Origin of the sequence: Longitalea arenae (assembly GCF_016924755.1) — a bacterium.
Classification (GTDB): domain Bacteria; phylum Bacteroidota; class Bacteroidia; order Chitinophagales; family Chitinophagaceae; genus Niastella; species Niastella arenae.
In genome coordinates this window covers 17,053-44,034 of the sequence record NZ_JAFFJX010000003.1, presented here as the reverse complement: position 1 = coordinate 44,034, position 26,982 = coordinate 17,053, and the positions used below count along the sequence as shown (strand labels likewise).

At 46.7% G+C, this 26,982-nt stretch carries 22 protein-coding genes; 12 read left to right on the top strand and 10 right to left on the bottom strand.

Annotation, left to right across the window (positions count from 1 at the left end):
- The first annotated feature begins 32 nt into the window (after positions 1 to 32).
- The 6 genes from JT717_RS09015 (at position 33) to JT717_RS08990 (ending at position 7,024) form a co-directional block, all read left to right on the top strand.
- Positions 33 to 1,247 carry a hypothetical protein gene (locus JT717_RS09015; protein WP_205509896.1) on the top strand — a complete coding sequence of 405 codons (1,215 nt, stop codon included), beginning with the start codon at positions 33 to 35 and terminating at the stop codon, positions 1,245 to 1,247.
- Between the two features lie 37 nt (positions 1,248 to 1,284).
- On the top strand, positions 1,285 to 2,868 hold the full coding sequence (locus JT717_RS09010; protein ID WP_205509895.1) for an RHS repeat domain-containing protein: 1,584 nt from the start codon (positions 1,285 to 1,287) through the stop codon (positions 2,866 to 2,868).
- Positions 2,869 to 3,282 carry a hypothetical protein gene (locus JT717_RS09005; RefSeq protein WP_205509894.1) on the top strand — a complete coding sequence of 138 codons (414 nt, stop codon included), beginning with the start codon at positions 2,869 to 2,871 and terminating at the stop codon, positions 3,280 to 3,282.
- Positions 3,283 to 3,481: 199 nt separating this feature from the next.
- Positions 3,482 to 3,625 carry a hypothetical protein gene (locus JT717_RS09000; RefSeq protein WP_205509893.1) on the top strand — a complete coding sequence of 48 codons (144 nt, stop codon included), beginning with the start codon at positions 3,482 to 3,484 and terminating at the stop codon, positions 3,623 to 3,625.
- Between the two features lie 722 nt (positions 3,626 to 4,347).
- A complete protein-coding gene (locus JT717_RS08995; RefSeq protein WP_205509892.1) occupies positions 4,348 to 4,530 on the top strand; it encodes a hypothetical protein in 183 nt (60 codons plus the stop codon).
- A gap of 118 nt (positions 4,531 to 4,648) precedes the next feature.
- Positions 4,649 to 7,024, top strand: a complete 2,376-nt coding sequence (locus JT717_RS08990) for a glycoside hydrolase family 127 protein (protein ID WP_205509891.1) — start codon at positions 4,649 to 4,651, stop codon at positions 7,022 to 7,024.
- A 603-nt stretch (positions 7,025 to 7,627) separates the two neighbouring features.
- On the opposite strand, the gene JT717_RS08985 is transcribed toward JT717_RS08990, so the two are convergent.
- The 3 genes from JT717_RS08985 to JT717_RS08975 are packed head-to-tail and all read right to left on the bottom strand — an operon-like array spanning position 7,628 to position 9,015.
- A complete protein-coding gene (locus JT717_RS08985; RefSeq protein WP_205509890.1) occupies positions 7,628 to 7,984 on the bottom strand; it encodes a helix-turn-helix transcriptional regulator in 357 nt (118 codons plus the stop codon).
- 41 nt (positions 7,985 to 8,025) lie between these two features.
- Positions 8,026 to 8,589: a hypothetical protein gene (locus JT717_RS08980; protein WP_205509889.1), complete on the bottom strand. Its 564-nt coding sequence runs from the start codon at positions 8,587 to 8,589 to the stop codon at positions 8,026 to 8,028.
- Positions 8,590 to 8,646: 57 nt separating this feature from the next.
- Positions 8,647 to 9,015 (bottom strand): helix-turn-helix domain-containing protein, encoded by a 369-nt coding sequence (locus JT717_RS08975; protein WP_205509888.1) that lies wholly within the window; start codon positions 9,013 to 9,015, stop codon positions 8,647 to 8,649.
- A gap of 892 nt (positions 9,016 to 9,907) precedes the next feature.
- Between JT717_RS08975 and JT717_RS08970 the strand changes: the two genes are divergently transcribed.
- Together JT717_RS08970 and JT717_RS08965 are read left to right on the top strand one after the other, a co-directional pair.
- Positions 9,908 to 10,510 carry an RNA polymerase sigma factor gene (locus JT717_RS08970; protein WP_205509887.1) on the top strand — a complete coding sequence of 201 codons (603 nt, stop codon included), beginning with the start codon at positions 9,908 to 9,910 and terminating at the stop codon, positions 10,508 to 10,510.
- A gap of 1 nt (position 10,511) precedes the next feature.
- Positions 10,512 to 11,294 carry a hypothetical protein gene (locus JT717_RS08965; RefSeq protein ID WP_205509886.1) on the top strand — a complete coding sequence of 261 codons (783 nt, stop codon included), beginning with the start codon at positions 10,512 to 10,514 and terminating at the stop codon, positions 11,292 to 11,294.
- Between the two features lie 939 nt (positions 11,295 to 12,233).
- On the opposite strand, the gene JT717_RS08960 is transcribed toward JT717_RS08965, so the two are convergent.
- Positions 12,234 to 15,068, bottom strand: coding sequence for a CHAT domain-containing protein (locus JT717_RS08960; protein WP_205509885.1), 2,835 nt, complete (start codon positions 15,066 to 15,068; stop codon positions 12,234 to 12,236).
- A gap of 18 nt (positions 15,069 to 15,086) precedes the next feature.
- A complete protein-coding gene (locus JT717_RS08955) occupies positions 15,087 to 16,037 on the bottom strand; it encodes a hypothetical protein (protein ID WP_205509884.1) in 951 nt (316 codons plus the stop codon).
- Positions 16,038 to 16,358: 321 nt separating this feature from the next.
- On the opposite strand from JT717_RS08955, the gene JT717_RS08950 reads away from it, so the two are divergent.
- Complete coding sequence (locus JT717_RS08950) at positions 16,359 to 16,784, top strand: hypothetical protein (protein WP_205509883.1); 426 nt, start codon at positions 16,359 to 16,361, stop codon at positions 16,782 to 16,784.
- Between the two features lie 163 nt (positions 16,785 to 16,947).
- On the opposite strand, the gene JT717_RS08945 is transcribed toward JT717_RS08950, so the two are convergent.
- The 4 genes from JT717_RS08945 to JT717_RS08930 form a co-directional block, all read right to left on the bottom strand.
- Positions 16,948 to 17,661 carry a tRNA1(Val) (adenine(37)-N6)-methyltransferase gene (locus JT717_RS08945; protein ID WP_205509882.1) on the bottom strand — a complete coding sequence of 238 codons (714 nt, stop codon included), beginning with the start codon at positions 17,659 to 17,661 and terminating at the stop codon, positions 16,948 to 16,950.
- Positions 17,662 to 17,904: 243 nt separating this feature from the next.
- Positions 17,905 to 18,951 carry a tRNA (adenosine(37)-N6)-threonylcarbamoyltransferase complex transferase subunit TsaD gene (gene tsaD, locus JT717_RS08940; RefSeq protein WP_205509881.1) on the bottom strand — a complete coding sequence of 349 codons (1,047 nt, stop codon included), beginning with the start codon at positions 18,949 to 18,951 and terminating at the stop codon, positions 17,905 to 17,907.
- Between the two features lie 229 nt (positions 18,952 to 19,180).
- Positions 19,181 to 20,431 (bottom strand): ABC transporter permease, encoded by a 1,251-nt coding sequence (locus JT717_RS08935; RefSeq protein ID WP_205509880.1) that lies wholly within the window; start codon positions 20,429 to 20,431, stop codon positions 19,181 to 19,183.
- A gap of 302 nt (positions 20,432 to 20,733) precedes the next feature.
- On the bottom strand, positions 20,734 to 21,603 hold the full coding sequence (locus tag JT717_RS08930) for an aldose 1-epimerase family protein (protein ID WP_205509879.1): 870 nt from the start codon (positions 21,601 to 21,603) through the stop codon (positions 20,734 to 20,736).
- A 147-nt stretch (positions 21,604 to 21,750) separates the two neighbouring features.
- Between JT717_RS08930 and JT717_RS08925 the strand changes: the two genes are divergently transcribed.
- The 3 genes from JT717_RS08925 to JT717_RS08915 all read left to right on the top strand — a co-directional run bounded on the left by JT717_RS08925 (position 21,751) and on the right by JT717_RS08915 (position 25,411).
- On the top strand, positions 21,751 to 22,383 hold the full coding sequence (locus tag JT717_RS08925; RefSeq protein ID WP_205509878.1) for an MgtC/SapB family protein: 633 nt from the start codon (positions 21,751 to 21,753) through the stop codon (positions 22,381 to 22,383).
- A 250-nt stretch (positions 22,384 to 22,633) separates the two neighbouring features.
- Positions 22,634 to 24,232, top strand: a complete 1,599-nt coding sequence (locus tag JT717_RS08920) for a peptide chain release factor 3 (protein ID WP_205509877.1) — start codon at positions 22,634 to 22,636, stop codon at positions 24,230 to 24,232.
- A gap of 144 nt (positions 24,233 to 24,376) precedes the next feature.
- A complete protein-coding gene (locus JT717_RS08915; protein ID WP_205509876.1) occupies positions 24,377 to 25,411 on the top strand; it encodes a GNAT family N-acetyltransferase in 1,035 nt (344 codons plus the stop codon).
- Between the two features lie 186 nt (positions 25,412 to 25,597).
- Here JT717_RS08915 and purB read toward each other — a convergent pair whose 3' ends face one another.
- Complete coding sequence (gene purB / locus JT717_RS08910) at positions 25,598 to 26,944, bottom strand: adenylosuccinate lyase (protein ID WP_205509875.1); 1,347 nt, start codon at positions 26,942 to 26,944, stop codon at positions 25,598 to 25,600.
- Positions 26,945 to 26,982: the final 38 nt, after the last annotated feature.

Sequence of the window (26,982 nt, the reverse complement as noted above, 5' to 3'; positions counted from 1 at the left end):
TGAAAGCGTATCAAACGCTAAATGTAGTAAACATGGCATTATTAAAAATGGTAGGAATTATAATGAAAAAAGCAGTGTTTGTTTTTGCAATGCTTTTTGCTGCGGTAATAACTTTCGGTCAGGGATCCAGTTACGACATGCCAAAAATAATACCGCCTTCCCCGGCTGCCCAAACCTTCATGCGTTATGGCGAAATACCAGTCGATTACAGTACTGGTGTTCTGAATATTGAAATTCCTATATACACGGTAGAAGGAAGACAATTAAAGGTGCCGGTTTCCATCTCATACCATGCCTCTGGAATAAAAGTTAATGATATCGCATCGGAAGTAGGTCTGGGCTGGGCGCTGAACGCCGGAGGTTTGGTTTCCAGGTCCATTAACGGTATGCGGGATGAAAGGCCAGCGATGCCTAGGACGTACGATAATGCCGGGGCATTGCTGAGCGCTATTAAGTCATCGAATGGAAGCTATGATCAATCCAGCGCTTGCCTAAATGACTTCAGGAATTTTGAAGATTTTTTAAACCGGTACTTTGGCGGCGAAGGGGATCCTATGAAGGATCGTTTTTTTTATAAGTTGCCTACCGGACTTTCTGGAATATTTACTTATGAATATACAAATGGCGATAATGCCATTACGCTTCCCTACCGTCACTTGAAAATAGAAAAATTTTTGGATTGGAGCAGTGATTGGCCCAGGATCGGTAATCTAAAAATTACTGACGATAATGGCATCGTCTATACTTTTCAAACCATTGTGGCTAATCCAGGGCAGGATTATTCAGAATGGTTTATAAAAGACATGACTTCGGCTGACGGTAGAGACAAAATAACCTTTAATTATGTTTTGCAGAATACAAATCCTTCAGTTCCGGGTTTGGTGACGTACGTATATCAGGGATGGGCCGAAAATTATAGCAGCAGTTGTTCGCCTAATAACCTTGGCTCATCGATGTCCACAATAAATTCGCCGTTGCCTCAATTCACTACACCTGTCCTGGAATCAATCATTAGTTCAAAAGCAATCGTCAGGTTTGAGTATGCCGGCAGAGATGATTTTAACAATTTAAAGAGATTGACCAAAATCACGGTCGCTCCTGTGAGTTCGTCAACAGATATAATCAAGCAGGCAGACTTTATTCCAAAATATTTTGGCGCCACGCAGGAAAACAAAAGGCTTGGTTTGGATGCCGTCATCATAGGTGCACCTAACATCCAACCTCAGCACAGCCAAAGCCAAAACTGAATTAAGTGGCGGCTTTGATACGGATGCTGCAAACACGATGGTGAGCAAAGTAAACGGCTCCACAGAAGAAGGCAGGGTAGGACCGGGCGTCATATTAAAAGTGATGGCCGGCGATAAGATCAAAGCATTGACCAAGGCCTGGTACAGAAGAATGGAGGTGGATAACAATACCCAAAGCGGTTTAACGTCCATTATTACCAATATGCTGAGCCAGTTAACGCCAGGGATCAGAAATCTGGTGCATGGAACTACCACCGGTCAGGTCACCAATGGAATTTTGCAGCCTGGTATGGAAAGCCTGCTGAACAAACAAACTCAAAATCTGCCTACCAACACGCCAAAAGCGTATTTAAATTGGGTATTGCTGGATGAAAAAGAATTTAAAATGGTGGAGGGGAATGCGATCCCGGTTGGCCAGATAAGTGAAGGTGATCTCCAATACCGGTTACTGGATGCCGGTAATGGGGGAGAAATAGAAATGAAAAAGAATGGATATCTTTACGTGTTTGTAAGCAATGAGAGCAAAGGGGACGTATATTTTGATGATATCCGGGTGGAGCATAATCAGGGCGCTTTACTGGAGGAAACGCATTATTATCCTTTTGGGTTAACGATGGCTGGGATAAGTAGCAAAGCGCTATCATTCGGAGGTGTTGAAAACAAGTATAAGTATAACGGCAAGGAGCTTCAATCAACGGAGTTCAGTGATGGTGCAGGTTTAGAGCTATATGATTATGGCGCAAGAATGCAAGATCCTCAAATAGGACGTTTTCACTCTGTTGATCCACTTGCAAGTAAAGCCCCGGGATTAACTCCCTATCGTTATGGATTTAATAATCCTGTTAGATTTTTGGATCCCAATGGCGCTTATGAAACTGATGGTCATTTTTGGACTGTTTACTTGATGGCTACCATGATGGGAAGTAGCTTAGCGTTTAATATTGCGCAAAACACAGAGGTTTGGGATAATTATATGTATCGAAGTGGTGATGCTTATAAAGAAAATCCCACTTGGATTGATCCGGGTTATCAAACTGCTGTTCACGCTTTAACAGGAGGAAATTCTGTCTATGAACGAATGAAATCAGCGGATATGGTTTTAGATGCTGCATCAACCCGGCAACTTGGAATGGCTTTACATAGATTGGGCGATAGCTATGCTCATACTAAAAGGAGCGATAGGAATAGAATGTATAATCCTGGATATGGGCATATCTTTAGTGGCGATGGTGGACATGGTGCTGATAAAATTGCTAACAGACCTGAATTATACAAATCCTATACGCAGCATCTTGCAAAAGCTTTGGGTGGGCGTTTAGGATTTGAAGGTAATATTGACATGTTTACATTTAACTATGTAGCGGACTCTAAAGGAAGCACCCAACAAAATAGTGCAATCTTTGAAACAGAAATAAGGATTAGAGAAGGCATCAGTGCTTTTAGTGTAGAAGGTAATCAGGTAGATGCAATAGGTAAATATATAGGGGCCAGAAATAACCATTTTGGAAGCAATATTACTGCCAATGGCGTGTACACAGATGTAGATGTTTATAATAAAAATGATGACGGAGAATGGGTAAAAACGAAATCGGAAAAAAGAACTTTTGTAAAATTCCAGTAAATGAAAGAAGCTATTAAATTTATCCTTATATATTCGATAGTATCTATTTTGATACTGGTGCTATCACAAATAGCTTTTCACCCTTTAAGTGCTGAAATATTTTCTTATGCAATATGGGTGTATGTTTTTTATGCAGCAATTGGTTCTGTTGCATTTTTATTATTTGGCCTTTTATCACATAAGTATACGCTATCGTTTAAAGTAAGGATTATATGTTATGCCATATTGTGCCTGTTTGTTTTGAATAGCATCCCATTATTAAGTGAGAAGAAGTTTTTGACATTCGATGCGGTTAAGGGTTTGCTTGCTCAAAAAACTGAATTTATTGATATAGGTATACATATAATAGCGATAGCAAGTTTTATAGTATCTTCTATAGTTGTTTTTAGGAAAAGTAGGGTTGCACAGTCTTGAAAATGCTAAAGTCCGGCGCTGCCGGGCTTTTGCATTTTCAAGAAGCATACGCCTTTTTAGCTTTATGATCTCTGAGGAAGGCATCCATTAAGTGCGAACAGATGTGCCTTATCATCCTGCGGCAGCTGTTGTATATCAGTTATACGCTTTACAATATTTTTTTCGAGGAGCTGGTCTGTATTGCCGGCCAGGTAATCCAATGATACTTCAAGGGCATTGGCGACGGCCGGAACTGGAAGCCGCGTTCCTGAAAGAATATGCAGGCCGCATTATCGCCAGCGGCAACAGCATCCAGGAAGTGTTGATCCAGTTCAGCCAGTTCATCAGTGATCGTAGTGAATAACTTTACAAGCTAAAGCAGCTTTATAGAATCCGGGTTGTACGCCCGGATTTTTTTCTTTCAATTGAAAATAAAAAACCTATTTTGGAGACTGTTAGAGCTCTTTGAACAGCATTATAAACTAGCTTCCCCAAAATCCGAGGAAGCATTAAAATAGGCATGGTGATTATTATCCTTTTGGGTTGACCATGGCGGGGATTTCTTCAGGTCAAAAGTTATAGTATCAGATGAAGAAGATGTAAGCGGCCATACTGAATATTTGAGTGCGCTGTTCAAAGCAAAGCTGGATGTGCTAGGGAATGTAAACGTAATCCCGTTCTTGAGGTTGTCATCTGGGTCTGGATTGAAACCGATAATGCAGGTATAGGATTTCAGTTCAAAGAAGAGGAACTTTCCTTTTTCAATGAAATAGCCAATAGGGGTCAGTTTTCGCTTATTACAAATAAATCAGGTTTTATCAGGGTATAGGGTTAGAGACTGTCATCCCTGTTTTCTAGATAGGGGATAGTAGCCTCCTCCTTTTGGTATTTGTTTCAAATAGAGTAGTTATGAACAGCTACAATCAGGTGCAAAAATTGGCGGCCTTATATAAACCGAACATAAGGCTACCGGATAAAGTCGGTCCCCCCAAACCAGTCAATATCGGTAAACAACCGGTTAGCACAGGCTATCACAACCCACTGGCATTGCATTAATTTTAGCTTTCACCGGCTTAAATGAACGCAATGCTTTTTTTATGGGTTTCTAATCGTGTTCTTTGTGGTAAAGCGGGTAAGATCTTCGACCTGCTGGTGATACCCGGTATGGGACATGGCGATGGTGGGCCCTACGGCAGACTGAGAAAGCGGGATTTCTTTGTAAAGCATTTGCTGATTGTAGAGCCGCCTGATAGGAACAGAGACCAATAGAAAAAAGGCAAAAAGGCAAAGAGGAAAAGGCACAAAGTTCAAGGCTGACCATCCCGCATTGACAATTACCATTCACCCCGCAACCCTGTATATACCTCCATTCAAACAAAAATGAATCATGGTCATAAAAAACATACTTCTGTTATTACTGCCTTTAGCAAGCGTGGCGCAGATAAAAGACTATCCTATACAACCGGTGCCTTTCACGCAGGTGAAAGTGACCGACCGCTTCTGGCAACCGAAGATGAACGTAAATGCTACGGTGACTATTCCTTATATCCTGGAGATGTGTAAAAAGCATGGGCGGATCGATAATTTTCTGGCAGCGGCGGGCAAGCGGGAAAATAAAGTCTGCTCCCAATTCACTTTCGACGATACCGATGTGTACAAATGGATCGAAGGCGCTTCTTACGCTTTGCAGGTGGCGCCTAATGCTGCACTTTCCCAATACCTCGATTCATTGATCGATATTATTGCCGGAGCACAGGAACCCGATGGTTATCTGTTCACTTTCCGAACCATTAAACCTGCTCAACCACACGAATGGATCGGCGACAGGCGCTGGGTAAAAGATTCAGTATTAAGCCATGAATTGTATAACAGCGGCCATCTATACGAGGCGGCTTATGCTCATTACAATGCTACGGGAGAAAAGAACCTGCTCAATATTGCCCTCAAGAATGCCGATCTGCTGGTAAAAGATTTTGGCTGGGGCAAACTGGAGATCTACCCGGGACACCAGATCATCGAGACCGGACTGGCCAAACTCTATCGCATTACCGGCAACAGAAAATACCTCGACCTTGCCAAATTCTTCCTGGATGTACGCGGTCCGTCAGGCGACGCGTATAACCAAGCCCATAAACGGGTGGTAGATCAAAGAGAAGCGGTAGGCCATGCGGTACGGGCAGCGTATATGTACAGCGGTATGGCCGATATTGCGGCGCTCACCGGCGATACCGCCTACCTGAAAGCCATTGACGCCATCTGGAATGATGTGGTGACGAAGAAGCTGTACATAACCGGCGGAATTGGCGCTACCAATAATGGCGAGGCGTTTGGCGACGCATTTTATCTGCCGAATATGAGCGCCTATGCCGAAACCTGTGCCGCCATTGCCAATGTGTACTGGAATAACCGGATGTTCCTGCTGCATGGCGATGCTAAATACATCGATGTGCTGGAACGGACCCTGTACAATGGATTATTGTCGGGCATGTCGCTGAACGGCACCCGGTTCTTTTATCCGAATCCGCTTGCTTCGGTTGGCCAGCATGACCGCAGTCCCTGGTTTTCCTGCGCCTGCTGTATCTCGAATATGACCCGCTTCCTGCCCTCTGTGCCAGGTTATGTATATGCACAGAATAAAAATGATCTGTATGTAAACCTGTTCATGAGTAATAACAGCACCATTACATTACCGGCCGGCAAGGTGCGGTTGACACAGACCACCCATTATCCGTGGGAGGGACAGGTCGCCATTCGAATAGATGTGGCCAAACCAACTGCTTTTGCCCTGCATATCCGCATTCCAGGCTGGGCGCAAGGGAAACCGGTTCCCGGCGATCTTTATACAACTACTGATAAACCGGGTTACGCTACTATAACGGTAAACGGAAAACCGGTTGCCGCTAAAATGGTAAAAGGCTATGCAGTATTGGAACGCAGCTGGCAAAAAGGAGACAAGGTCGCACTCAACCTGCCGATGCAGCCGCAACATGTGTATGCCAATGAAAAAGTAAAGGCCGATGAAGGCCGCTTTGCCCTGCAGGTGGGACCCGTCGTATATTGTCTCGAAGGCTGGGATAACAAGGATAGCCTCGTACAGAATATTGTCGTAGATAAGAATGCACATGTGCAGGTGCGTTATGCAGATAGCCTGCTCGGTGGCATCAATGTTATCACCATGCGCGGTACCGGTTCCAAACGCCAGCTGAATACCACTGCATTGATCACCAGTGCGCAAACCGTTACCGCGATACCCTATTATGCCTGGAATAACCGGGGTGCGGGGGAGATGCAGGTCTGGATCCCCTATACACAGGCGGTTGCCCGCCCCCAGCCGGCGCCAACGGTTGCATACACGAGTAAGGCAACAGCTAGCATCCAGTCAAGAAGTTTGATGGCAGTGCACGACCAGCTGGAGCCAGCCGATTCAAAAGACAATTCCTTGCCTTACTTTCATTGGTGGCCAAAAAAGAACACAACTGAATGGGTGCAATATAATTTTAACAGTGAACGTACGGTATCGTCCTGCAAGGTGTACTGGTTCGATGACGGTCCCTGGGGCGGTTGCCGCATTCCGGCAAAATGGACGGTCTATTATAATAAGGATGGGCAATGGCTGCCGGTAAAGCATACGACTGGTTATGAAATAGCGAAAGATAAATACAATGAGGTGCGTTTTGAGCCGGTAACAACACATGCGCTCAAACTGGAAGTACAATTGCCGGCTGAATTTGCTACGGGTATTCATGAATGGGTGGTGGAGTAATGCCCTGCAGACAGTATCTCGTTGAACCATGATAGGTTTATTGGCCTGGTATATGTTCGTGTTACTCAAAGCGTCGCCACCATTTAATAGCTCTATAAGTACAAAATAAGCTGCTTTTATTTGCCATGAACATGAACCGTAATTTAAATAAAATCTATATCGATATAGAACGCTGATGAATGGCCGATCTATGTTGATTTGATGTTTCCATCAAATAGATATGCTAAACATTTTCTCTAACGCTATAGCCTAAGTGATGGAAACAATACCCTCAGGAATTAACGAAGAAGTCTGTTGGTAAAGTATTGGTTTGCTTCAGGTTGTCTGCAGAATGGCGGTGGTATTGTGCTGGGTTCTCGTCCAGCTTTCTTCGGTACGGCTTCGGGATTTCTCCGGGAAAACACCCGGTCTCCCTAGTGTAGACCCGAAGAAGACCAAAACAAAGTCGGGAGCCATCCCGGCACTTATCGGGTACCATCCCGAACAAAGTTTGAGCGCGGACAGTCAGAAAAATTATTGACTAATGTCAATTTAAGCGAGATTTTTATTAAGCCGGAAGTTGAAAAAAGACTGGGTTTATGTACATCAGACTTGGGGATACGTTCACCCACCCGGCGACTTATGCGCAAAAACAGTAGGGGTAACGCCGAAATAATTCTTAAATGCAGCAGTGAAGGCGCGTGGCTGCGTGTAATTGAGTAACATCGACACTTCCTTTACATCCTTGCCCGATTCCAGTAACTGGCGGGCCCGCTCCATACGTTGTTTCATCTTATAGTCGCGGATACCGATGCCATATTTCCGCTTGAAAGTTACCTGTAGCACATTGCGGCTCACACCGAACTGCGCAGATAGTTGCACTGCAGAATCGCCATTATAACGGTGGTCGTCAAGAAGCCCCTTAAAGGCATGAACTGCCTCCAGCACATGTTGTTTAACTCTTTTTTCATCATTGGTCATGTTCCGGCCGGTTTAATGGTGAGGTCAGGGCTTAACCAGGGTCATCCTTCGTCCTGCAAAAAATGGCTTTGCGTATACTCCAGGAACTGGTGTGGACTGGTAAATACTTCGCCTATTTCGTGTTCCTGGTCATTCTCATCGCGTACGATCATTGTATTATGGCCGGTGAGGCGGAAATACAATGCATAAAAGATGATCTTTACCACCAGGGTACAATAGATCTCAGCTTTGCCTTCATAATACATTTGCCAAAGATGCCCGGGTGTTAATGTGGCCAGGGCGCGGCTGTTCGCAAACTTAAAATCTTTCACAAAGGTGTTGAATGCAGCACTGGGATATAACAATCCAAAGTCAGCATAGGGCTCGGGCGGCGGGTTCAATCCATGAATGACAAATACCGAATCATCCATGTTCATGATAAACTCAATGCCATGGGGATTATCATAGATCCCTAAATGATCGTCCAGGAAAGCATATATATCTTTTTCTGCTCTGGTCATACCCCGCTTGTTATTGAAGCTGCCGATAGCGTCGGCAACCTGTAAGGACCTTGCCGGTGAATACAGTTTCCTGGCTATCCGCAGATCTGGTTTTGTACCATACATGTATGAACGGCTTACATAGGTGGTATTTTGGAATGCAATGGCGCCGGGGCAGAGTAGCTATTTGGCCTGTTTGTTAGCGTTAGTCAGCTTTTGTGTTTTTAACCAGTCGGTGGGGCTAACCTCATGAAAACTCCTGAAAGCATTACAGAATGAGCTGGCGGAGGAATACTGTAACAGGATGGCTGTTTCCTTGATCGATTTACCGGTCTTAAGATGTTGTGCGGCCAGCTTCATGCGGAGGTTTAATTTGTATTGGCCAATGGAAGTACCATATTTTGCCTTGAATACTTCCTGGAGCGCATTTCGGCTCACACCGGCTATACGGGCCATTGCTGCCGTGCTGGTGCCATTGTTGGGATGGTTGTCGATATTTTTTTTGACCCATCTCACTGCCTCCAATACTCCTTTTTTATATTGTCTTGGCATATACGCCTGTTTAAATGAATGGTGACGAATTCGTATGCTATCTATCTCGGGCATATATGCGTCCACAGCCACATTCATTCAGAACTGCGTTGCCATTCTTTTGGTTTTAACAGATAATATACAACTGCAAGCCGTTGCCCACTTGTCAGGGATAACGCTTGCGCACTGTACGCTGCATGCTAAAGGATAAGCAATACAATTTATGACATGGATAGGGCGCTACAAATCTCCCTTCGCAAGATCCCGGGTTGATTCTACATTCCGAATGCAAGTTACTTACCTTGTTATTATTTTCTAAATCAATCAATTCATGTTTTGCCCTATTCGGTTGTGCTTTCGCCATTTTGGCAAAATTCACTCCTGCGCCTCTTTGTATTTCCTATTAGAACAGTGGACAATCAACGATGTGCATTTTTGAACGAAAAGGAATTATATATGGAGATTTCATGGAGTGTGTTCACCTTTATGACCTGAAACTTTATTTTTCGAATTCGTTTTCCGAAAGATCGACTTGCCCTTCATTCCCATGCATAAAAAACGCTTTTTACGGCCCGGTCATTAGGAAAGAGGCCGGAAATAGCAGCAGTTGGGGGGAGCGTTTGGAAAATGGTCCGTTTAATAAAATCCTGTATTGATCGTTTGGCGCAGACATGGCGGCCGGCCTTAAAAGCAGGCTATCATTGTAAAAGTGGTTTCCGGCGTTGGATTGTATTTCCGGGTGGAAAATGTTGACATCCATCAATTTGATGGGTTATTCTACAAACTTTAATGTGCTTATAATGTTCCGTGCGTTATTTTTACGCCCAACAGACAGGGAACTTTTGAAAATCTTTAAAAAAGTGTTCAGGCCGGTTACAAAACCAGACCCGGCGTTTACTATTAATAACGGAGAATGATAAAAGGCAACATGTATTCCGATGCCGAGCTGCTTGCTGCCATCGGAAGCGGGGATCAGTTGAATAACGCCATTTTTTTCATTTACCAGCAATATTCACAAACGGTTCAGTCTTTTATCCTGGCTAATAGCGGGACAGCGCCCGACGCCGAAGATATCTTCCAGGAAACGGTGGTCACATTCATTGACCTGGTGAGGAAAGGTAAATTCCGGGGAGAAGCCAGTGTAAAGACCTTTTTAACCGCCATCGCCCGAAACCTGTGGTTGAATGAATTGAAAAAAAGAGCGCGTAGCGGTGTCCGGGAAAAGGCGTTTGAGACAGATCGCGAGGGTATCGAAATGGACGTTAGCCAATACATTGCCAACCGGGAAGTAAAACAAGAATTCCTGGTGGTGCTGGGTAAATTGGGCGAACCCTGTAAAAAGTTGCTCACCTTGTTCTATTATGAAAATCTCTCAATGAAAGACATAGTGCATCACCTGCCTTATGAAAATGAGCAGGTGGTGCGTAATAAAAAATATAAATGCCTGCAGGCGCTAACGGAACTGGTAAAACAAAATCCCGTTATTGCCAAAATGGTAAACCAACAGACCGATTAATATGGAAGGCCGCAACGAACAACTATTAATCAATTACCTCGACAGAGCCCTTGAAGAAAAGGAAATGCGGGAAATGGAAGCCCTGATCAACAGCGACCAGGAAACACGCCGTCAATGGGAGTTCCTGCAACTTGCTGTGGATGCAGTGGAATATTCCGCCATCTATGACCAGGTAGCAGCGGTAAAAGAAAATTTTCGCACCATACAACCTGTTGAGGTATTACAAACATCTACTAAAAAAAACGTGCGCATGCGAATGCGTACGATCATGCGGGTGGCCGCAGTCTTATTATTTTGCGTGATGGGCGCCGGAGTATATAAATATTTATCAGTAAGCGCAACACGCATGTATGACGACGCGTTCATAGCATATACACTACCAACTACCAGGGGGCAGGCAACCATCACTGATATAGAACAGGCATACCGCCAGCAAAACTGGCAGGCTGTGATCGCCGCCTTCAATACCATTGGCTCTTCTTCCTTAAATGACAATAAAACCTTATTCCTGGCCGGTATGGCGCACCTGCAGTTGCATAATTACGCGTCTGCGTCAAGATTGTTTAACAAGGTGATGGCCAACAATACCCAAAGAGGGGACGACCTTTACCAGGACGAAGCTGAGTTTTACGGGGCATTGAGTTACCTGGCCAATCGTAATACCCGCGAAGCCATTCCTTTATTGAAAAAGATCAGGGCCGATAAGGGTCATTTGTACCACGAACAGGCTGCCCGGATCGGGAATATCGATCTACAGATCATAAAGATCAAAGGTGGCAGCTAGTTTGAAACATTTTTTAAAAAAACTTTTCATTCGCGGTTACATTCGTTCAGTCAGCTATTACTATTAAATAGAACCAGCTCTTTACATTAATTCTTTTTACGTTCGTGAGGATCCGGATCATGGTATCGGAAACCTGGGTGGCAGTAGTTACGGCCACAGCAGAGAAACCTGGATGGTTCCATCTTCACGAATATTCTAGTCATCCGTAAGGATTTGAATCATGATATCGGAAACCTGAGTGGAGCTCTGCCTATGTGCAGAGGATCCACGGCAGAGAAACCTGGATGGTTCCTACTTTACGGACATTATAGCTTCACCATCCGTGAAGACCGGATCATGATATCGGAAACCTGCGCATCCGCCAACGGCAGATCGACGACAGAGAAACCTGCTTGATTCCATCTTCACGGATAACGAGCTTCACTATTCGTGAAGACCGGATCATGATATCGGAAACCTGGGTGGTGCTCTGCCTTTAGGCGGAGGATCCACAGCAGAGAAACCTGGATGGTTCTTTCTTCACGATTTTTTTGTACAACCCGTTCGTGACAATATTCATTGGGCACGATGCAGTCACATATATATTACGCAGAACGCTAACATGCGCTGTCCACCTGAAGTGGATAACGTGTATGACCTCGTATTGCGTTCAGCGTATCTCTAAACCCTAAATGACATAGCCAGAGAAAACAGCGTTTAACAGACCTGATTTACACAATGATTTAGTTTTCTGTCGGTAACCGGGCACCCAGCAATGGACCCCGGTTACCTTCTTTAAAGCAAAATCACAAAACGCCAAATGCAGCTCTTTATAAAATCATTCATCCGCTGATCACGGATCTAAACGTATAAAAGTCGACGTCATCGATCACGAAGGATAACGCAGAACCTGCTGTAGTCCGGAGTACACACATCAGAGCAATTTTTTAATCCGTATTACTAGGAAAACCACGTCGACTTTTTTCTCCTTTTGAAGTAGATCATTCCCAAACTGATTACTGCCACCAATCCGCCACTTACAAGCAACCACCGGCGCCAGCTGACCGGTTCTATCAATGGCCGCGGATCACCCGTAAGTATCAAATGCGCCCAGTAGTTGGGCGACTTATGCAATGTATTGCTATGCAGGTAATCGATTTTGGCCTGGCGTAATGCTTTCGATTTGCTATATCCCTGCTGCAGATAAAGATGAAACTGATGCAGGATGGCCGCCGTGGCTTCATCATCGGCCTTCCATAAACTGTTTACCAGGCTGGCGCAACCCGCATAGGCAAATCCACGCGTGAGACTTAACACCCCTTCACTAGTCACGAGTTGTCCATGCCCCGTTTCACAGGCGCTCACGATCATAAGCCGGGTGTTTTCCATATTCATTCCATACAATTCTTCCAGGTAGAGGGCGTCCTGTGCTGGTTGTTGGGCTTTCGGATAAAATGCAATGAAAGAGGCAGCACTGTTACCCGTATCTGCAATCGCATGGGTGGCCAGGTGCACCACCGGGTATTGGGGCAGGTATTGCAGAAAATGTTCTTTGGTAGCCTGCACGCCGGTGAATGAACGGCCAGGTAACCGGGCGATCTCTTTGGCTGAAGCCGGCAGCTGTTGCATAAAAGGATAATCTGCATGGGGAAAGCGTTCACCGCTTTGCGCAAAGGGCGCAAAGGCCAGGGTAGCATAAGTCTTTGTTGCAGCCGGACCCTTGTGCCGGGCGGTAATGAACCGCGCAGAGAACTGATAGCTGATCTCGTTGGTCTCTAACAGCGTTTTACCATTTGGGTTATTGTCTGCCGGCAGTGATTCAACAGGCAGATAATACAGGATATTGTCGGGAATGATGATCCATTCGCTTTTACTGCCTGCCAGCGCCTGCACTGGTTTTACCAGCTGCCGGTAGAGCTGCCCGCCCCAGGGCTCGCCCTTAAAACGCCGGCCAGCTTCGGTAGTTTGTAAAGCCGCCAGCCATGACCGGGTGGCTTCCTGTATCGAAGCAAAAGAATCGATGCGGCTGTGTTGAAAGCCCGACCGGGTTATTACAAATACATGCAGGCTGTTTCCGGTGGCGTAAAAGCTGATCACTGCCTGGTTGGCATGCAGCAATGGCCGTATAGAGTCGGGTGTGGGGTAACTATCGCTGTATTTAAGGCGGTAATACCCACTGTGCTGCTCAATAGTATGCTGTAGCTGTACGAGTTGCAGCTCGTACCGGGCTTTTTCATTGGCCAGGGCAAGAAGCGCAGCGCTGTCCTGCGTTTGATCGGTTCTGATGCTCAGGCGGGCCAGGTTATACTTGATGTTGCGTTCCTGCTGTAACAATGCAGGATCGATACCCGTTATCTTGCGAATGCCTTTTTCAGTTACTCCGCTATATACTACCGAGGCCTTGTTGCGTTCGGCCATTTCAAAAGCCTGCTGTGCATAGCCTGCCTCAGGATGCAGGGCATGTAATTGCATGCAAAGCTGCACCGCATTCTGATACACCTGCTGGTTATTCTTTTTCAAAAACAATTTGGCCTCGTCGGTATCGTAGCTCTTTTCGATATAACGCAAGAGGGCTATGGCGCTGCCATAGGTGCTCAGGGCCGCCTGCAATTGTTTTTCCTGGCGCTGCTGCCGGTACAGTGCTTCGAATGTAACGGCTTTTTTAAACAAGGCATCGAAGAGCCGGTACGAGGTAAAAGTGCCGGTGAACTGCGTGGGATCAGTAAATATATCTGTATTGCGAAAATGACCGCTGAAAATAATGATCGCCTGCTGCAGTTTTTGTAAGGCCGGCAGATATTGTTGTTGTTGTGCCAGCCATTCAGCGCGGTAAAAATGATTCATGCCGGTATAAATACGGTTGGTTCCGGTAGCGCCGGCCGCCTTTTCAAAGCGGGTAAGGTAATAGCCGGCCGAGTCAGGTCGCTGGAGCAAGCCATGCGTATGTGCCAGTTCGTTGTATACCTGGGGCAGGGTAGTGGCGTTCACGCGGTAAAAGGACTGCAGCGCCTGTTGGTATTTTCCCATGCCTTTATAGGCGAGTCCCATATTAAGGAAGATCTGACTGGTGAACAGCTTGCGGGAGCAGATCGTCTGGTAGATGGCAATGGCTTGCTGATATTGTCCCAGTTTATAACTGGCGGCAGCCATATTGTTCTCAATATTCACCACCCAGGCAGGATCTTTCTTCGGGTTCTTATTAATGATGGCCAGGGCATTTCTGAAATAATTACGGCTTTGTAAATAATTGCCGTTCTCGTAGTAGAGTACGCCGAGGTCGTTGTACAGCCGTTCTTTTTCCGGCACATTGGGAAATCGTACCGCGAGGTTTTCTGCCAGCAGCAGGAAATAGCTGGCTGAATCAAAATTATTCAGGTGATAATACACGGAACCACTGTGTTCCGCCACTTCAAACAGCAGGGAATCGCTCCATTGCGGATTGCGTTGTTTAATGCTATATGCCTGCCTGTAAGCTGTTATGGCCTGCGGATAGTTGGTAGCTACATCGAGCAGGATGCCTTTTCTGAGCTGCGTATAGAACAAGATGGAATCAGGTGCTGATCCCTGTTTATTGGCCATGTCGAGCACCTGTTGAAACATGTCGAGGGCCAGGCTATCGGTAAGATCGGTTGGGTTGGGCGTATTGAACAGCGCATTGGCCTTGCGGTAAAGCTCCTGCAGCGCCTGGGGGTTGTCTGGATTGCCGGTGTTGTACGAACACACCATCCAGCCTGCCAGCAACAGCCAGCTCTTCCATGTTAGTCCCTGTAAAATTGCCCGCACCATTTTTGTCATGGGTGGCGAAGATATATATTAACGCAATAAGCCGGCAATGATCAGCAATGGCGGTCTGGGTTTGCCATTCACTACCCGGTAATTGAACATGCTGAGATTTTTATTGGAAACTTCCTGCTGCAGGCTAAGAGGAATATTCGAGGCTTTGTCGTAGTAGATCACCTGCACAGAAAGCCGTTGTACTGCCCGCTGGCTGGCATCGTTCAGTTTGTATTCGATGGGAATTATCCTGGTGGCGCCGTTCCGGGGGCTGGTACCGAACAGCCCTTCAGCCACTGATCTTTTCAGGTTGATGATACCGCTGGTTGAGCGTACCCGTAAATGCTGGTCATTGGCTTTAGAGCCCGGGGCTGCGTCATCGAAGCTGCAGCGGCTGTTACCGTTGCTGTTATTGTCGGGATAATCCGTGTCATCACTGGCATCACAGATCGAAGCGCCAAAAGGGTTAGCATTAAAGATCGGTTTTGCCAGGGTGTCGTGCTGGTCAAGCACAAAGATATGATCGAGGTAGGTCATACCGGCCACGATCAGTTGGCTCACACAGGTATCCTGGGTGCCTTTTTTAATGAAAGCGATATTATAACGAACGCCGGATTCGCTTTGCGATACATTAATGGCGCCTGTATTTCTGTTAATTTTAAGACCTTCTGGCCACGATAAATAGGTGCCCTGAACACCTGCATTATTGAGCGGTTCAACAAATTTGTCACCGCCGTTCCTCGGTTTTGTGAAAACGATCGAATCCCCGTAATTGGGCGCATTGGGGCATTGGGGAGCATTTACTATTAAGAGGTTATTGCCGGCTGAAAGTCCGGTTGAATCAATTTTTGTGATCGATGAATCAACGCCTGTCTCAACGGGATCAGTACCTGTATTAGCATCTGAATGATTGCCTTTTTTACAGGCAACAAATAGAATCAGCAATACGAACGGCAGCAAAGGAAAAGAAATGCACAGTTTGCTTTTCATGTATGTTTCGGTTTTTAACACGGGAATCAACAATCAGACAAGGTTTGGTCTTGGTCGCTTACCAGCGTGTTTCACCGCTTTTCAAACGAATACGAATGAACAAATATTCGATTTTTAACCAACAGTACACGAATATTTATTACAATGCTATTTATCTGACTGGTAATCAACGTATAAAGTTTAATTGTTTTCCCTTATGTGCTGAAAACGATAGATTGCCAACAGCCGGTGACTAATTAGAGCAGTGTGCGGCGTATGCGATATGCTTTTTCTGGTATCTTCATTCTCTTTAAACCTGTCTCATTAACCAAAACAAATTTTATGAAAACAAGCATCTTATCCTTTTTTGCCCTCGTTCTGATGGCCTTCAGCAGCCCTGCTTTTTCGGCCAACATTCCCATTACCGGTGAAAACACGATCATCGGTACATCTGAATACACTTTTTATGCCACACCGGTTGCCCAAGGAGCAACTTATACCTGGAGCGTATATTCGGGCACTATAGTGGCGCAAAACACCGATCCTGCAGCAGGCATCCTGTATGTCACTATCCGTTGGACCACACCGGGGCTGTACCAGGACTATGTGGAGATTGCTGACAACCAGGGTAACGCCGGGTCATTTGGCGTATATGTGGGCGTAAACCCTTTTGCCATCTATGAATCCCGTAAGGACGGGGAAAATATTTTGGCAAGTTATACTTATGTCAGGTTTGAGGGCATTGGCATAAAACAGTTCGCCGTTTAAAGTTCACAGTTCACAGTTGTTCACACTTAACAGTTCAAAGTTTACAGTACATGGTTTAAGGTTTAAGTTTCCGTCTTTTTGGTGATGAATGGCTTACGCACATTTCCGGAAAGGCAAAGCACCTTAAACCTTATTTTTTTCGCCTTCCTCCTTCCATACTTCTTCACAGATACAAATAATAATCTTTCATTAACTCCATAAACTCCGGCGTGTACGATCGATCGGGTTCCTGGATGGTCAGTTCGAAGGTGGGTGAAAAATCCTCGTGATGGCGGGTATAATGCAGGATAGCGCGGAAATGGTTGTGCCGGGGGCTTTGTTTTACGAACAGTTTTTCGGTGAGCGAGAAACTGTACCGGGTGGCCAGCGTATGGAAATATTCCCACCGGTGGTAGGGAAGCAGGATACCAAAAGCGCCATGTGGCTGCAGGTTGCCGGAAATGACGTCGATCAGCTCTTCAAGGGTGAGGTGTTTGCTGTGTTTGGCGGTTTGCGCACGGTCATCCGTAGACGGCAGGTCGTCTTCGAAGAAAGGTGGATTGGTTATAATAAAATCATATTGCAGGGGGAACCGGAAGCTGCGGGCGTCGCCGGGAAATACCTTCATACGCGTTGCCCAGGCGTTCTGGCTGATATTTTCCTTTGCCTGCCTGTAAGCGGCCAGGTCGATCTCGATGCCGTGGATCTCGGCCTGGGAGCGTTGTGCAAGCATCATCATGAGCAGGCCCGTACCGGCGCCGATATCGAGCACAGTGGCGTATTGCGGGATCTTGGCTGAGAACCATGCGCCGAAAATACAGGCATCGGTGCAAACCTTAAGGGCGCATTGGTCCTGGTGGATCGTAAATTGTTTGAATTGAAAATAGGAGTTGGCCATTTAATTGAGTCGCATTCAAATGATGCAAGTTAGATGAAAATTGAACGTGCGTAATGAATGTGATAATTCGATAGTGTGATAATTCGATAATTGAATACAGGCGTTAATGGTTGCTAACAGGTGAGCTTCGATCTTTCAGGAATTGCCCGATCTTATGCATCAGCACATCAGCACATCAGCACATCATCAAATCAGCACATCAGCATATCAGCATATCAGCACATTAGCACATTAGCATTGCCCTCACCATTCCGCCCTGGCGGTTGGACTGGCACTGAGATCCACAAAATCGCCTGCCAGATATTTGTAATGTGCGGTCATGGCGATCATGGCGGCATTGTCGGTGCAGTATTGAAAGGCGGGAATGAAGGTCTTCCATTTGTATTTTTCACCCATTTCGGTAAATGCCTGGCGCAGCCCGCTATTGGCAGAAACGCCCCCGGCGATGCAGAGCTGATCGATGCCTGTCGTGAGGGCCGCGGCTTTCAACTTGTTCAGCAGGATAGATACAATGCGGTGCTGAATGGATGCACAGATATCTGCCAGGTTCTCTTCTACAAAACGTGGATTGGCGGCGGTATTCTCCTGCAAAAAATACAAAATAGCGGTCTTCAGTCCGCTGAAGCTGAAATTCAATCCGGGGATCTGCGGTTCGGGAAATTTGAACCGGTTGGGATTGCCGGCTCGGGCATATTTATCGATGAGCGGACCGCCCGGGTAGGGCAGGCCCAGCAATTTGGCTGATTTATCGAAGGCTTCGCCGGCGGCATCGTCCATGGTTTCGCCGATCACTTTTAGTGAAAGCGGCGATTCGCATAATACGATCTGGGTATGGCCGCCGCTGACCGTTAAACACAGGAAGGGAAATTCCGGTTTGGGATCCTCGATCAGATTGGCCAGCACATGGGCCTGCATATGGTGTACGGCAATAAGCGGTACATTCAGCGAGAGCGCGAGTGATTTGGCGAACTGGGCCCCTACCAGTAAGGAACCGATGAGTCCCGGGGCCTGGGTGAAAGCAATGGCGTTCACGGATTGCAACAGCATGTGAGCAGCAGCTTCACCTGTTGATTCACTGCCTGGAGCGAGCGCTGCTTTTTGTAAAGCCGCCTGAATTACCGGAACTATATTTTGCATATGGGCGCGGGAAGCCAGTTCAGGCACCACGCCGCCATATTGTTCATGCACGGTTTGGTTGGCGATAAAATTCGACAGGATGGCCCCATCCCGGATGACAGCTGCGGATGTTTCGTCGCAGGAAGATTCGATAGCCAGAATTGTAATACTCACTGTGCAAATATAAGCGCAATGTGATAATTAGCTAATGTGCTGATTAGCTAATGTGCTAATGCTTTCACTGCAGAAGTCCCATTAAATGTTAACCTCCCTATATTCTCATCAGCACATCAGCATATTAGCAAATCAGCTAATTGGCTCTTATCAGCACATCAGCATATTAGCAAATCAGCTAATTGGCTTTTATCAGCACATCAGCATATTAGCAAATCAGCTAATTGGCTTACTTGCTTCTAATCGCTACCACGGGATCCATTTTAGCGGCTATAGATGCAGGTATAATACCGGCCAATACGCCCACAATGATACAGATGGAAACCGCGAGGATGAGGATGCGGGGGGCAATGAACACGGCAAATCCAAAGATGGCCTGGGAGGCCAGGGTGAGCAGGAATACGATGATCAGTCCAAGTAATCCACCCATGATGCATAGGAAAGCGCTTTCCAGCAAAAATTCTGTCAGGATCACCGAGCGTTTTGCGCCGATGGCTTTTTTCAAACCGATCTGTGGTGTGCGTTCACGAACCGTCACGAACATGATATTGGCCACGCCGAACATGCCCACGACCAGTGAGAGGGTGGCAATGGCCCAGCCCCCTTTATTGATGCCACCGAAGATCTCGCTGGCAAAACTGCTGAAAGCGTCGATATCGTTGAGGGCAAAATCGTCTTCCTGGGTGGGTCTTAATTTGCGGATGGAACGCATGGCCCCGGTGAGTTCATCGCGCAGTTGTTCCATGGGCACCGTTTCCTTCCCCTGCACCATGATGACGGGATTGCTATTCTTTTCGCGCACTATTTGTTTCATAAAACCAAGCGGCATAAGGATGCTGTTGTCGTATTCCCAGCCGCCAACAAAACTTTTCCCTTGTTTTTTGATCAGTCCGACCACCAGAGCGCGTTTGCCTGATTTCAGAAGAAGGGTTTTGCCGGGGGCCTTTTCGGCTTTGCCAAAAAGGGTTTCGGCAACGGTATAACCAACGACCACCACATTGGCGGCAAAATCATAATCGGCCGGTTGCAGGTAGCGGCCCAGCTGTATTTCTACGGGCTGGATATTTACAAACTCTTCGGTGATGCCATAATAATTGATATTTTTCACCACATCGTTCTCAAAACCCACATAACCTGTAGTGCTGATATTGAAGGCCACATTGGCGGCTGCCGGTACTTTTTGTTTAACCAGCTGCATTTCTTCATAGGTGGGCGAGGGACGTTTTACATAACGCCACCAGGGATAGTCCGGACCGCCGGCATATACCCATTTATCAATATAGACGGTATTGGTGCCCAGGGCCTTGATGTCTTTCTGCACCTGGTATTCGAGGCTGTCGACGGTGGCCAGCACGCTGATGATGCAAAAAATACCAAAGGCCACCCCGGTCAAAGACAGCAAGGTGCGAATTTTATGGCTTTTGAATTCCTGCCAGGTCAGGTTGAGGCTACTGCTTAGTATTTCGAGCACACGGCGCATAAGACCAAATGTAAATCAATACCTTGATTTAATTGAGGCTTTGTGGTTTATGGTTGTTCTTTGATATGAATGGTTGATTTAATTAACTAATTTGCTAATGTGCTGATGTGCTAATTCCGCAAGCGGGACAAGTTTTGCTGATGTGCTAATGAAAACGCGATTAGCTGATTTGCTAATGAAAGTAAGAGTACCGGGCGGTCGTATAGCCGCGAGGTTGGCTATTATATATGCAGTCCGCCGGTGCAGCATCAGCACATTAGCAAATCAGCACATTAGCCCATTGCATGCCTATTATGCCACGCCTAGAATAAAGTAATTGTCCATGTCCTGGTGAACGTCTCACCCGCTACGAGCTTATTGATCCCTTCTTTTTCTGGCAGCTGCTGGTTCGTGGTCACGCTGTCGGCGATGCCGCACCAGGGTTCTATACATACAAAATCGGCATTTCTGGCCGCCCAAATGCCGAGGAATGGAAAGCCAGGATAATCGAAGCGGAAGCCATGGCTGGTTTTACCGGAACCTAAAGTGACAATAGTCGAACTCATTCCCTTGAGAACCAGGGCGTCTTTTTGAAAAAGTTCTTTCTTTAAAGGCAGCCGGTCGGTATTTTCGAGCAGGGGTGAGGGCGAGCTTTCGATCAATCCGTCGGGCGAAATTGGCCACCGGGGAGTTGTTTCCTTTTGATTGAACTGCAGGTAATAATCGGTATAATCAGTCCCTGGCACCAGCGGGATCTTAAAGGCCGGGTGGGCGCCTACGGAAAAATACATCCATTCATTCCCGGTATTCACTACCTCATAAGCGACCGCCAGGGCGTTTTCAACCAGGGTATACCGGATGCGGAATTCAAACGCAAAGGGAAAAACGGTGAGCGTCTCTGCGTCGTGCCGCAACAGGAAGGTAATGGAATCGGCTGCCTGGTGCTCTATGGCAAATTGTTTGTCGCGGGCAAAACCGTGCCGCGGCAGCTGGTACGATTGTCCATTATAGAAATAGGTATTATTTTTTAATGTACCTACAATTGGGAACAGTACCGGCGAATGTTTGCCCCAAACAGCAGGATCGCCCGGCCACATGTAATCGAGCTGGTGCTCCTTGTGAATCAATTGCGTAAGCTCGGCGCCTTTGGCATTGATAACGGCTTTGATCTGGTTGTTTTCGATGGTGAACATGGGGACAAGATACAGAAGTTATTAATTTAAAGCTTGTGGTAGATGGTATAGTTATAAGTTCCAGGTTGCAAGTTCCAGGGGGCCGCACAAGCTGTAACCTGGAACTTGCAACGACACCCTGAATTCTCAAAACCTACAATTAACGACATGGAAGCATTAGACGTAATAACCAAACTACTCATTTCCGTTTTGATCGGTGGTATTATCGGGGCTGAAAGAGAGTATCATAATAAAACAGCCGGCTTACGCACCTTGATGCTCATCTGCCTGGGTTCAACCCTGTTCACGATGTTCTCCATGGAGATCGGTTATGAGAACTCACCCGACCGTATTGCCGGTGGCATTGTTGCCGGGATTGGTTTTGTGGGCGCCGGGGTGATCTTCCGTGGGGATACCGGCATCAACGGGGTGACCACCGCTGCTACTATTTGGGTAACCGCTGCTTTGGGCATGGGCGTTGGCGCCGGCCATCAATACGCTTCCCTGATGGGATGTATTATCCTGGTGGGTATACTGCAGGCGTTCACCATTATCGAAGGGTGGATGGACCGGTTAAATCGTAGTCATATGTACAAGATCACCTGTCCATACCGTGAAAAAGTATTTGAACATTATGAAGCGTTGATGAAACAACACAATCTGACCTTCCGGCGGGGGCCGCAATGCCGTGATCAGGGAACCGTTTCCGGCACCTGGGAGGCGGAGGGCTCCAAAGAGCAGCATAATGCGTTCATTCACTATATGTTAAATGATGCGAATGTGGAGAAATTTGAATTCTGATGTGCTAATGTGCTGATTTGCTAATCCCGCAGAGCGGGACAAGTTGTGCAATGCTGCACCGGCAGACCGCATAAATATTGACCAACCTCGCACGAAAGCAACTGCAACGGACTTGTATTTTTCGCAGCAGATCGGCAAATCAGCAATCGATTTTCATTAGCACATCAGCACATTAGCAAATTAGCCCATTGTGCTTTACCTTTGCGGCAATTTTCAGGTGAGGCCAAGGTACCTAGAAGATTATAACACAATGAAATACAACAACGAAATTCATAAACGACGCACTTTTGCTATTATCTCGCACCCTGATGCCGGTAAAACCACCCTTACCGAGAAATTCCTGCTGTTCGGCGGCGCCATTCAAACGGCCGGTGCTGTAAAAAGCAACAAGATCAAAAAACACGCTACCAGTGACTTTATGGAGATCGAGCGCCAGAGAGGTATCTCGGTAGCCACGTCGGTAATGAGTTTTGAGTATAAAAATATTTTAATTAACCTGCTCGATACCCCTGGTCACAAGGACTTTGCGGAAGATACATACCGTACTCTTACCGCCGTTGACAGTGTTATCCTGGTGGTAGACAGCGTAAATGGGGTAGAGGAACAGACCCGCCGCCTGATGGAAGTATGCCGCATGCGCGATACCCCGGTCATCGTGTTCATCAATAAGATGGACCGTGATGGTAAGAACCGCTTCGACCTGCTGGAAGAAATAGAGAATGAACTAAAGATCTCCCTGCATCCGATGACATGGCCCATTAACAGTGGTAAGGACTTCAAAGGGGTGTATAATTTGCACGACAAAAACCTGCTGCTGTTTACTGCCAACACCAAGGTTACGGATGATGAAGATGCGGTGCAGATCTCTGACCTCAGCCTGCCGGTGCTCGATGAGAAACTGGGGGAGAAAGATGCAGCCATCTTACGCGAGGATGTAGAACTCATTGAAGGTGTTTATGGCGAACTGCCGGTAAATGATTACCTCTCGGGCAAAGTAGCGCCTGTATTCTTCGGCTCAGCCATCAATAATTTCGGGGTAAAAGAAATGCTGGACACTTTCATCCGCATTGCACCTATACCCCGTCCGCGGCCTACTTCGGTTCGGGATATTCCGCCCACAGAAGAAAAGTTCTCAGGCTTTATTTTTAAGATCCATGCCAACCTCGATCCCAAACACCGCGACCGGATCGCCTTTTTGCGCGTATGCAGCGGCCGTTTTGAGCGGAATAAATACTTCCACCACGTACGGCTCGATAAAGATGTGCGGTTCAGCAACCCGTATACTTTTATGGCCCGCGACAAGGATGTAATTGAAGAAGCATACCCTGGCGATGTGGTAGGTTTGTTCGACACCGGCAACTTCAAGATCGGCGATACACTTACGGAAGGAGAAAATTTTTATTTTACCGGCATTCCCTCTTTCTCTCCTGAAATATTTAAAGAGGTGATCAATAAAGACCCCATGAAAACCAAACAACTGGAAAAAGGTCTTTTACAGCTTACCGACGAGGGCGTTGCACAATTGTTCACGCAGTTCGGCGGAAATAAAAAGATCATCGGTTGCGTGGGCGACCTGCAGTTCGAGGTGATCCAATATCGCCTGTTGCAGGAGTATGGTGCTTCCTGCGAGTTCAGGGCACTGCCTTATTATAAAGCCTGCTGGATCACCAGCGCTGACCCTAAAAAGCTGGATGATTTCACGCGCTTCAAGTCGAACAACATCGCAACTGATAAAGACGGCCACCTGGTATACCTGGCCCAGAGCGAATGGTTCCTCAATACCGAACGTACCAATAACCCCGATATCGAGTTCCACTTTACGAGTGAAATTCACAAAGAAGCAGTTTAGAAATATGATAATGTGATAATTAGCTAATTTGATAATGAAATACAGGTCATGTGGCTGCTTCGCGTGAGGTTGGTTTTTAACAGGCGCTTTCGCAATAGACCATTATCACAATATCGAATTATCAAACTATCACATTAAGTGTTCATGGTTATCTTCGAAACAGACCGGTTGCTTATTCGCCGCTATACACTGGCCGATGAAGAAAACTTCTTCGCCATCAATGGAGATCCTGAGATCATGCGATATATCCGGGAACCGCGGGACCGGCAGGAGTGCTTGATCTTTCTGAAACGGAATATCCAGTTCTACGAGCAAAATCCACTGATGGGCCGCTGGGCCATGACCGAAAAAGGATCTGGCAGTTTTGTTGGCTCCTTTGCCATTATCCCTGTTGAAAGCGCCGACCAAAAACGCCATACCGAAATACAGTTAGGGTATGCTTTATTGAAAGATCACTGGGGCAAGGGATATGCAACCGAGAGTACCCTGGCCGGCCGTCAATATGCTTTCGACGTAATGAAGCTGCCGCAGATCGTTGCCATTACCGAGCCGGAGAACATTGCGTCGCAAAAGGTGTTGTTGCGCTGCGGGTTCAAACAGCAGCCGAATATCAGGGAAGGCAACAAATACCTATGTTATTTTTCCAGCCACAATCCCAACGCAATTGAAACAGAAAGGCTTCATTTATTTCCACTTACAGTAGAACAACTGGAATTATACCTGAAGGCTGGTGATCAACTGGAAAAAGCCCTGGGGCTTACCCCTTTTGGCCGTACGGTCTCGCAAGCTGTGTTGAACCGGGTGTCGCAGTGTACGCTGCCCGAAATGGAAAAGGCCGGCGCTGATTACCTGTTTCATACTTTCTGGCTGGTGGTAGATAAACAAAGCAAGGTGATCGTGGCGGAGATGGGATTTAAAGGAAAGCCCTCGGCAAAAGGGGAGGTAGAGATCGGGTATGGCACAATGCCAGTCATGCAGAACAAAGGATATATGACCGAAGCGGTGAAAGGCCTCTTACAATGGGCTGCCAGCCGGCCGGATATCGCAGCGGTACTGGCCGAAACCCGTGCCGACAATAAACCATCCATTCGAGTGCTGGAGAAGAACGGGTTTGAACGGATAGATGGGCCAGGTGTGAATTGGTGGTGGAGGAAGACTACCAATGTGCTGATGTTCTGATGTGCTGATGTGCAAATACAATGTGATAATATGATAATTTGATAATGCCTCAACCCGCAGCAGTCCTTTTTGATAGAGCCGCACGTCTTAGCATTGGAAATAATTGTATTTAATTATTACATTAGCAAATTATCACATTAGCAGATCAGCTAATTGCCTTCTACACTCAATTAAATAAGCACACCCCTAAAATTCAGGATTCACCCCGGTATAGTTCTGCGGCGTAATTCTTTTCAATTCTTTTTTGATGGCGGCGGACACTTTCAATCCGTCGATGAACTGGTGAATGGTTTCCTGGTTGATGCCATTTTTACCACGGGTAAGTTCTTTCAGGGCTTCGTAGGGCTGCGGGTAATTTTCGCGGCGTAAGATGGTTTGAATGCCTTCAGTCACTACGGCCCAGTTATCTTCCAGGTCGGTATTGATGGCGCTGGCATTCAGCACCAGTTTGCCCAATCCCTTTTCTATAGACTTTATCGCGAGTGTGATATGTGCAAAAGGGACACCGATATTACGCAACACGGTGGAGTCGGTAAGATCGCGCTGCAAACGGCTGACCGGTAATTTGGCGGCCAGGTGTTCGAGCAGCGCATTGGCAATGCCCAGGTTGCCCTCGGCATTTTCGAAATCGATGGGATTCACTTTATGCGGCATGGCACTGGAACCAACTTCCCCTTTCAGGGTGCGTTGTTTGAAATAGTCCATGGAAATATAGGTCCACATATCGCGGCAAAGGTCGATCAGGATGTTATTGATGCGCTTCATGGCATCGAAGTGTGCCGCCAGGTTGTCGTAGTGTTCGATCTGGGTGGTGAACTGCTGCCGTTGCAAACCAAGTACGCCTTCCACGAATTCGTTGCCCAGGGAGATCCAGTCCTTCTCGGGGAAAGCCACTGAATGGGCATTGAAGTTACCGGTTGCACCGCCAAATTTAGCGGTAACAGGTACGTTGATCACTTGTTCTACCTGGTTGCCGATGCGTTCTACAAAGACCATGATCTCTTTGCCCAGGCGGGTGGGACTGGCAGGTTGTCCGTGTGTATGAGCCAGCATGGGCACCTCTTTCCAGTCGGTAGCCAGGATCTCCAGCTGCCGGTTAAAGTTCAGCAGGGCAGGGAGGTATTCGTTTTCTATAGCGTGTTTCCACGAGAGCGGAATGGCTGTATTATTGATATCCTGCGAGGTGAGGCCAAAATGCACCCATTCCTGAAGGTCTTCGGCATCGATCGCAGCCATCTTTTGTTTCAGAAAGTATTCCACGGCCTTTACGTCGTGGTTGGTGATCTTTTCAGTGTCTTTTATTTTTTGAGCGTCTTCAATGGAAAAATTCTCACAAACTTCCTGCAGGGCCTTTTTTTGATCAGCGTTCAGGGCGAAGAATTTTTTGTCGGCCAGGAACCGCACATACTCTACTTCTACCAGTACCCGGTATTTGATGAGGGCGAATTCAGAAAAATAATCATCTAAATGTTGAACCTGGTGGCGATAGCGTCCGTCAACAGGAGAAATGGCCGTAAGTGCGTTTAGTTCCATGAACAATTGTTGTTTTAAGGCTCGTCGAGTACCTTTGT